6 protein-coding genes and 1 tRNA gene are annotated in these 7,570 nt (G+C 68.9%); all 7 read right to left on the bottom strand.

What is annotated here, in order from left to right; translation table 11 throughout:
- Positions 1-82: 82 nt before the first annotated feature.
- Positions 83-1,105 (bottom strand): galactofuranose ABC transporter, permease protein YjfF, encoded by a 1,023-nt coding sequence (gene yjfF / locus ACFWGJ_RS39370; protein ID WP_387333772.1) that lies wholly within the window; start codon positions 1,103-1,105, stop codon positions 83-85.
- Positions 1,105-2,217, bottom strand: a complete 1,113-nt coding sequence (locus ACFWGJ_RS39365) for an ABC transporter permease (RefSeq protein WP_387333771.1) — start codon at positions 2,215-2,217, stop codon at positions 1,105-1,107. The genes yjfF and ACFWGJ_RS39365 overlap by 1 nt, the downstream gene beginning before the upstream one ends.
- The gene (locus ACFWGJ_RS39360; RefSeq protein ID WP_387333770.1) at positions 2,214-3,752 is read right to left on the bottom strand and encodes a sugar ABC transporter ATP-binding protein; all 1,539 of its coding nucleotides are present in this window, start codon (positions 3,750-3,752) and stop codon (positions 2,214-2,216) included. Before ACFWGJ_RS39360 ends, ACFWGJ_RS39365 begins: the two co-directional genes overlap by 4 nt.
- A 140-nt stretch (positions 3,753-3,892) precedes the next feature.
- Positions 3,893-4,903: an ABC transporter substrate-binding protein gene (locus tag ACFWGJ_RS39355; protein ID WP_387333769.1), complete on the bottom strand. Its 1,011-nt coding sequence runs from the start codon at positions 4,901-4,903 to the stop codon at positions 3,893-3,895.
- 165 nt (positions 4,904-5,068) lie between these two features.
- Entirely contained in the window at positions 5,069-6,115 is a 1,047-nt protein-coding gene (locus ACFWGJ_RS39350) for a LacI family DNA-binding transcriptional regulator (RefSeq protein ID WP_387333768.1), read from the bottom strand.
- A gap of 670 nt (positions 6,116-6,785) precedes the next feature.
- Positions 6,786-6,859, bottom strand: a tRNA-Pro gene (locus ACFWGJ_RS39345).
- 175 nt (positions 6,860-7,034) lie between these two features.
- Positions 7,035-7,570 (bottom strand): MurR/RpiR family transcriptional regulator (locus ACFWGJ_RS39340; RefSeq protein ID WP_387333767.1); only part of this gene is annotated, 536 nt, incomplete at its 5' end.

Here is a 7,570-nt window from a genome sequence, read left to right as displayed (position 1 = left end):
GTGCCTGGGGGCGCGGGGAACTGCGCGGGCAACCCCCACCGGACCCGCAGCCGAAGCCGGGGGGTCCGGGGGCGAAAACCCCCTACGTCTTACGACGGGCCGTCATCGTCCGCTGGATCAGGATGAACGCGCACAGCAGCACACCCGTCGCGATCTTCGTCCACCACGAACTCAACGTGCCCTCGAACTGGATCAGGCTCTTGATCAGCCCGAGCACGAGCACACCGAACAACGTGCCCACCACATAGCCGGACCCGCCCGTCAGCAGCGTCCCGCCGATCACGACGGCCGCGATCGCGTCCAGTTCGAGACCGGTCGCGTGCAGTGGGTCGCCCGACTGGATGTACAGCGTGAACAACAGCCCCGCCAGCGCGGAGCAGAACCCGCTCATCGTGTACACCGCGATCTTCGTACCGCCCTGCGGCAGCCCCATCAGCAGCGCCGACTGCTCGTTGCCGCCGATGGCGTACACCCGTCGGCCGAAGCGCGTGTAGTGCAGGACGTAGAAGGCCGCGGCCAGCACCACCAGCGAGACGATCGCCCCGATCGAGAGGAACCCGCCGCCCACGGAAACCTGCGCCTGGGCCATGCTGCTCACCGAGGAGTCGGTGATGGAGATCGACTCCTTGCTGATCACCAGGCACAGGCCGCGGAAGAGGAACAGCCCCGCCAGGGTCACGATGAACGGCTGGATCTCGAAGTTGTGGATCACATAGCCCATGAGGTAGCCGCCGAAGGCCCCCACGGCCAGCGCCATGGGGATGACGAGCACCAGCGGCAGGCCCTGCTTCTCCACCAGCCAGGCCGTGAACATGGTGGTGAAGCCGATGACCGAGCCCACCGAGAGGTCGATGCCGCCGGAGAGGATGACGAAGGTGGCACCGACGGCAGCGACCAGGAGGTAGCTGTTGTCGATGAACAGGTTCAGGAAGACCTGCGTCTCGGCGAACCCGTAGTTCTGGTACCGGCTGAGGCCGATGGCGTACATCACGAGGAAGAGCCCGGCCGTCACCAGGACGGGCAGGCGCCGGTCGGCGAGGACGCGTGCCGCCCTGCTCGGCGTACTGGCGGCCGGCGCCTTGGGCTGCTGGGTGGTCGTGGTCATCACGACACCTCCATCTTGCGTACGGTCTCAGGCGTCGTGGCGGTGTCCGCCGGGGCCGCGGCCTGCCCGGCGCCCTGCTTCCCGCCGAGGCGTCCGCCGAGGCGACCGCCACCGAACACCTTGGCGCGGAACTTCGGGGACTGCATCAGGCAGACGATGATGACGACGGCGGCCTTGAAGACCAGGTTGGTCTGGGTGGGCACGCCGATGGTGTAGATCGTGGTGGTCAGGGTCTGGATGACGAGCGCGCCGACGACCGTGCCGCCGATGGAGAATCGGCCGCCCAGCAGCGACGTACCGCCGATGACCACGGCGAGGATCGCGTCCAGCTCGATCCACAAGCCGGCGTTGTTGCCGTCCGCGGCCGAGGTGTTGGAGCTGATCATCAGGCCCGCGATCCCGGCGCACAGCGCGCAGAACACGTACACCATGATCTTGATGCGGCGGGAGCGGATACCGACCAGGCGGCTGGCCTCGGCGTTGCCGCCGACCGACTCCACGAGCAGGCCGAGCGCCGTGCGGCGGGTCAGGGCCACGGTGACGGCGACCACGGCCGCCACCACGAAGATGGAGAAGGGCAGCGTCAGCCAGTAGCCGCCGCCGATCAGCTTGTACGGCTCGCTGTTGACGGTGATGATCTGCCCGTCGGTGATGAGCTGGGCGACACCGCGGCCGGCGACCATGATGATCAGCGTGGCGATGATGGGCTGGATGCCCATCCTGGCGACCAGGAAGCCGTTCCACAGACCGCAGACGACAGCTGCCGCCAGCCCGATGCCCATCGCGAGCAGTACTCCGGACAGCGCGTCCTGGTCGGCCTGGTCGCTGATGTACGAGCAGGTGAGGGCGCCGGTGATGGCGACCACCGCGCCGACGGACAGGTCGATGCCGCCGGTGGCGATGACCAGGGTCATCCCGACGGCGACCAGGATGAGGGGCGAGCCGAAGAGCACGATCGACACGAGGCTGCCGTAGAGGTGGCCGTCCGTCATCTTGATCGAGAAGAAGTCCGGTGTGAACGGGACGTTGACGAGCAGCAGGATGACCAGCACGGCGACCGGCCAGAACAGATGATGGCGGGTCAGCGCTCGCCATCGGGGTGTGGTGGTCACTGGTGCTCTCCGCTCGCGATGGTCTCCAGGATCCGGGTGGGGGTGATCTCGGGCCCGTTGGCCAGCTGGGCCACGAGCTTGCGGTCGCGCAGTACGCCGATGGTGTGGCTGAGCCGCAGGACCTCCTCCAGCTCGGCCGCGATGTACAGCACGGCCATGCCTTCCTCGGAGAGCGAGACCACCAGTTTCTGGATCTCCGCCTTCGCGCCGATGTCGATGCCGCGCGTCGGCTCGTCCAGGATCAGCAGCTTCGGCTGGGTGATCAGCCAGCGGGCGAGCAGTACCTTCTGCTGGTTGCCACCACTGAGTTGGCCGACCCTGGCCTCGGGGTTGGCGGGCCGGATGTCCAGGGCCTTGATGTACTTGGCGACGAGTTCGTCGCGCTGGGCGACCGGAATGGGCCGGGTCCAGCCGCGGGTGGCCTGCAGGGCGAGGATGATGTTCTCCCGCACGGTCAGGTCCGGTACGAGGCCTTCGGTCTTGCGGTTCTCCGAGCAGAAGGCCACGCCCGCGGCGATGGCGTCGTTCGGGGCGCTCATCGAGACCTGCTTGCCGCCGATGGTCACCTTGCCGGTGTCCGGCTGGTCGGCGCCGAAGAGCAGCCGGGCCAGTTCGGTACGGCCCGAGCCGAGCAGTCCGGCGAGTCCGATGACCTCGCCCTTCTTGATCTCCAGGTCGAAGGGGGCGATACCGCCGGCCCGGCCGACGCCGTCGGCCGTGAGCAGCGACTCCCCCACGTCCGCGTGGAGTTGGTGGTCGTGCAGCTCCTCCAGCTGGTCCAGGGCCTTGCCGATCATCAGCTGGACGAGGCCGACCTGGTCGAGGTCGCGGACCATGTGCTCGCCCACGAGAGTGCCGTTGCGCAGGACCGTCATCCGGTCGCAGACCTCGTAGATCTGGTCGAGGAAGTGCGAGACGAACAGGATCGCCACGCCCTCGCCCTTCAACCGCCGCATCAGGGCGAAGAGTTCGAGCACCTCGTCGCGGTCGAGGCTGGAGGTCGGCTCGTCGAGGATGAGCACCTTGGTGCCCGACCCGGAGCCGTCGCTGTCACCGGTGCCCACCGACCGTACGATCGCGACCAGTTGCTGCACGGCCAGCGGGTACGAGGACAGCGGGGCCTCGACGTCGATGTCGAGGCCGAGCCGGTCGACCAGCTCGGCGGCCTCGCGGCGCAGCCGCTTCCACTGGATGCGGCCGAAGCGGGTGGGTTCGCGTCCGATGAAGATGTTCTCCGCCACCGACAGGTTGGGGCAGAGGTTGACCTCCTGGTAGACCGTGCTGATCCCGGCCTGCTGGGCCTGCGAGGGGCTGTGGAACCGTACGGACGTGCCGTTCAGGGTGACGGTGCCGCCGTCCAGGGAGTAGACCCCGGTCAGCACCTTGATGAGGGTGGACTTGCCGGCGCCGTTCTCGCCGAGCAGGGCGTGGATCTCGCCGGGGAAGAGCCGGAAGTCGACACCCGACAGAGCCCGTACCCCCGGAAACTCTTTGACTATGCCCGTCATCTCCAGGACGGGCAGCGGCTCTGCCATGGCAGCGCTCCTCATGGATATTCGTTGCGGACCCGGATGGTCGTTCAGGCCCGGATGTTCAGGCCCGCAGGGAGCCCCCTTCGACGGAGGCTCCCTGGCGGTAGTGCGGTCGGTCGGAAGGTGCCGGTCGGCGATGCCGGTCAGTACTTGCGGGTCGGAAGGGCTTCCTTCGCCTGCTCCTGGAGGAAGTCGCCCTCCTTGGTCTTGATCCGACGCTCCACCGTCTCGCCGTCGTTGACCTTCTTGACGAGTTCCATCAGCTGGGGGCCGAGCAGCGGGTTGCACTCGACGATGCCGTTGATCTTGCCCTCGGACATCGCGACGAAGCCGTCCTTCACGCCGTCGACCGAGACGATCAGAATGTCCTTGCCGGGCTTCTTGCCGGCCGCCTCGATGGACTGGATGGCGCCGAGGGCCATGTCGTCGTTGTGCGCGTAGAGCACGTTGATGTCCGGGTTGGACTGCAGGAAGGCCGCCATGACCTGCTTGCCGCCGGCCCTGGTGAAGTCGCCGGTCTGGCTGACGACGACCTTCCAGTCGTCCTTGTGCTCGGCGTCCATGATCTCTTTGAAGCCCTTGGCGCGCTCGATCGCGGGGGCGGCACCGGTGGTGCCCTCCAGCTGTGCGATCTTCACCGGGCCCTTGTGGCCGGCCTTCTCCAGGACCTTCTCCAGCATCTTGGCCGCGCGGCGGCCCTCGTCGATGAAGTCGGATCCGATGAAGGAGACGTACAGGGAGTCGTCGGAGGTCTCGATGGAGCGGTCGGTGAGGATGACCGGGATCTTCGCGGTCTTGGCCTCCTTGAGCACCGCGTCCCAGCCCGTGACGACCACCGGCGAGAAGGCTATGACGTTCACCTTCTGGGCGATGTAGCTGCGGATCGCCGAGATCTGGTTCTCCTGCTTCTGCTGGGCGTCGGAGAACTTCAGGGTGTAACCGGCGTCCTTGGCCGCTTCCTTGACGGACTTGGTGTTGGCGGTGCGCCAGCCGCTCTCGGAGCCGACCTGGGCGAAGCCGAGGGTGATCTTCTTGCCGCCACCGCTGCTGGAGTCGGAGCCGGAGGAGCTGTCGTCCTCCTTGGCACAGGCCGCCAGGCCGCCCGCCGCCGCCACGCCGACCGCCGCGGTGAGGAAGTTCCTTCTGCTGAGCATGTTCTTCTCCTTTGAAGAGCCGGCCTGGAAGGGCCTGCTGGTACTCGTGCCGCTCGCCGGGACAGGTCCCACGATGTCCAGCCTGTCGATCATTGTTCGAAATATCGGTCAAACAGGGGCGTGAGGGAAATGGCCCACGAGGTGGTGCGTCATACAGGTAGGGCTTCAGACGGGTGGGGCGCCCTGGTCGGAGGTGTACGGGAAGGTGCTGGCGCGGACGACCAGTTGGGGTTCGATGGCGATCCGCGGGGCCCCGGCCTGCTCCCTGCCCTCGATCAGGTCCAGGAGCAGGGCGATGCTCCGCTTGCCGACCGCCGCGAAGTCCTGCCGGACGGTGGTCAGCGGAGGTGCGAAGAACTCCGACTCCGGGATGTCGTCGAAGCCCGCCACCGCCACGTCCTGCGGTGTGCGCACTCCCGCTTCCCGCAGCGCGCGCAGCACCCCCAGCGCCATCTGGTCGTTGGCGACGAAGACCGCGGTCAGTCCCCGGCCCAGCCAGCCTGCCAGTTCCTGGCCCGCCCGGTAACCCGACAGCGGACTCCAGTCCCCGCGCAGGATCAACGGCGGTTCCACGCCCGCCGCTTCGAGGGTGGCACGCCAGCCCGCCGCCCGGTCGGCGGCCTCCTGCCAGTCCTCGGGTCCGGCGAGGTGCCAGACCGTACGGTGGCCGGCGGCCAGCAGATGACGGGTGGCGAGGCGGGCACCCAGGTGCTGATCCACGTTCACGCCGGGGATCCCCACGCCGGGTCCGCTGCCCACGGTCACCACCGGGAAGGGGTGGCGCAGTTCCGCGAGGGCCTCGACCGCCGACCGCTGCGGGGCGATGGCGACGACCCCCTCCACCCCGCCCTCACTGAGGTGGTCCAGCGCCTCGCCGAGCTTCTCGACGGTCAGTTTGCGCAGACTGACCGTGGAGACGAGGTAGCCCTCGGCGCGTGCCGCCTCCTCCAGTGCGAAGAGGGTGCTGGCCGGACCGTAGAGCGTGGTGTCCGAGGCGACCACACCCAGGGTCCGGGTGCGGCGGGTGACCAGGGCGCGTGCGGAGGAGTTGCGGCGGTAGCCCATCTCCTCGATCGCGTGCAGCACCCTGGCCCGGGTCTCGTCCCGCACGTTGGGGTGATCCCCCAGCACCCGGGAAACGGTCTGGTGGGACACGCCCGCCAGTCGCGCGACATCGGCCATGGTGGGCGGCCGAAGCTGGGATTGTGCCATGCCGCACCTCCTTGGCGGTCGTGTACCGAGAACTTCCCGTGCCGGACCCGCGCCGGCCCCGGATGTCGGCTCCGGATGTCGGCCGGTGATTGCGGAGGTCATTGTGAGCGCTAACAATTCATGCCGGTCAAGGGGGCGGACAGCAGGAGGCACGTCACGTTTGAGTAACGCGCCGAAAGCGCACGGTTGCGGAGCGGTGCCGCGCGGCCCAGGTCTCCGGCACCGGCCGGGCACATCTGCGGCACCGGTCCCACACAGCTGCGGCAAAGGTATTGACGGGCTGCGGGCACGGCCCTAGATTTCGGCACCGAAACCTCGAACTACGACCGAAATACCGGACGTTGACCCATCGCAAGCCGCTGGCCGTCGCTCGACGCCACTCGACACCGCTGGACGCCGCTGGACGCCGCCGATGAGTGGGCTCGCCGTGCCCGCACCGCCAACTCGGTTGTCCGGCAGGGCAGTTGGCGTCCCCGGATGAGCCCGATGAGCCGGATCAGCGTCGTCGACGACAGCTCGGAATGGTGGAAGGACCCGGCACTGCGGCTCGACGCGCCGCCGGAATCTGTCGCCGCCCCGGCGCACGGCCGATGGCACCGGCCGGGTTTCCACGGCCCTCGAACACGAAGCAGGGGCCACCCGAAGGTGACCCCTGCCTGCGACGTTTCCGTCGGGACGACAGGATTTGAACCTGCGACCCCTTGACCCCCAGTCAAGTGCGCTACCAAGCTGCGCCACGTCCCGATGCGCCCCGCCGCGGTGAACCGCGAGAAGACGCAGGTGAACCTTACCGCACACCGGGCGACGGACGCCCAGGCTCCCCGGCGCCCGGTAATGCCGGCCCCGACCGGCCGGGCCGGTCAGGTCGGGCCGGTCGGGTCAGGCCGGATCGGGCTGGCCCGGTCGGGTCAAGGTCAGGTCAGTCGACGAACAGGCCCCTCGCCGCGGCCCGCGCGTCGAACTCCTCCAGGCGGGCCTGGGCGTCCGGCATGCCGTCGCACATCGCCTCCAGGAGGACCTGCCCCAGGAGCATGGGGGCGCTCACCGTGTCGAAGACCAGGCCGGTGCCGACGGCCGCCGGCAGCAGCAGGTCGCTGTGGGCGGCCACCGGGGCGAACGTGCCGTCGGCGATCGTCACCACGGTCAGCCCGGCGTCCCGGGCGTGGCCGAGCGCGGCCAGCAGCTCCGCCGGGTGGCGCGGCAGCGCGAAGCACAGGAGCGCGCTCGCACCCGCCCGACGGGCCGCGTCGATCCGGTCGGCGAGCAGCGATCCGCCCTCGTCGAGCAGGCGTACGTCGGGGTGCACCTTGGCGGCGAAGTAGGCGAAGCCGCGCGCCTGGGCGGCGGAGGCGCGCAGCCCGAGCACGGGCAGCGGCCGGGAGGCGGCGAGCAGCCGGCCCGCCTCCTCCACCGGCCCGGGGTCGGCCAGCAGCGACGCCAGTTGGAGCAGGTTGT

Origin of the sequence: Streptomyces sp. NPDC060205 (assembly GCF_042728395.1) — a bacterium.
GTDB lineage: Bacteria > Actinomycetota > Actinomycetes > Streptomycetales > Streptomycetaceae > Streptomyces.
This window is presented reverse-complemented; position numbering and strand designations above follow the sequence as displayed.